General features: G+C 72.1%; 1 protein-coding gene. It reads left to right on the plus strand.

Features of this window, described 5'->3' with window-relative positions; translation table 11 throughout:
* Window positions 1–1,181, plus strand: a 1,181-nt coding sequence (gene pcaF, locus WS69_RS15955; RefSeq protein ID WP_059471702.1) for a 3-oxoadipyl-CoA thiolase, incomplete at both ends; no start/stop codon positions are given.

Consider the following 1,181-nt stretch of genomic DNA (forward strand, 5'->3'; position numbering starts at 1 on the left):
TGCGACGCAATCCGCACGCCCATCGGCCGCTATGGCGGCGCCCTGGCCCCGGTGCGGGCCGACGACCTCGGCGCGGTGCCGCTCAAGGCGCTCGTCGAGCGCAACCGCGGCGTCGACTGGGCCGCCGTCGACGACGTGATCTACGGCTGCGCGAACCAGGCCGGCGAAGACAACCGCAACGTCGCGCGGATGTCGCTGCTGCTCGCCGGCCTGCCGCTTGGCCTGCCCGGCGCGACGATCAACCGCCTCTGCGGCTCCGGGATGGACGCGATCGGCGTCGCCGCGCGCGCGATCAAGGCGGGCGAAGCGGGCCTCATGATCGCGGGCGGCGTCGAGAGCATGAGCCGCGCGCCGTTCGTGACGGGCAAGGCGACGAGCGCGTTTTCGCGTCAGGCCGAGATCTTCGACACGACGATCGGCTGGCGCTTCGTCAATCCGCTGATGAAACAGCAATACGGCGTCGATTCGATGCCGGAGACGGCCGAGAACGTCGCGACCGACTACCGCGTCAGTCGCGCCGACCAGGACGCGTTCGCGTTGCGCAGCCAGCAGAAGGCGGCGCGCGCGCAGCAGGACGGCACGCTGGCGCAGGAGATCGTGCCGGTGACGATTGCGCAGAGGAAAGGCGAGCCGGTCGTCGTGGCGCGCGACGAGCATCCGCGCGAGACGTCGCTCGACGCGCTCGCGAAGCTGAAGGGCGTCGTGCGGCCGGACGGCACGGTGACGGCGGGCAACGCGTCGGGGGTGAACGACGGCGCGTGCGCGCTGCTGCTCGCGAGCGAGGCGGATGCGCGGCGTCACGGGCTGGCGCCGCGGGCGCGCGTGCTCGGGATCGCGACGGCGGGCGTCGAGCCGCGGGTGATGGGGATCGGCCCGGCGCCGGCGACGCAGAAGCTGCTCGCGCGGCTCGGGATGACGATCGACCAGTTCGACGTGATCGAGCTGAACGAGGCGTTCGCGTCGCAGGGGCTCGCGGTGCTGCGCCTCTTGGGCGTCGCGCACGACGATCCGCGCGTGAACCCGAACGGCGGCGCGATCGCGCTCGGACACCCGCTCGGCGCATCGGGCGCGCGGCTCGTGACGACCGCGATGTATCAGCTGCATCGCACGAACGGCCGCTATGCGCTGTGCACGATGTGCATCGGCGTCGGTCAGGGCATCGCGATCGCGATCGAACGCGT

The sequence above is a fragment of the Burkholderia sp. BDU5 genome (genome assembly GCF_001522845.1).
Classification (GTDB): domain Bacteria; phylum Pseudomonadota; class Gammaproteobacteria; order Burkholderiales; family Burkholderiaceae; genus Burkholderia; species Burkholderia mayonis.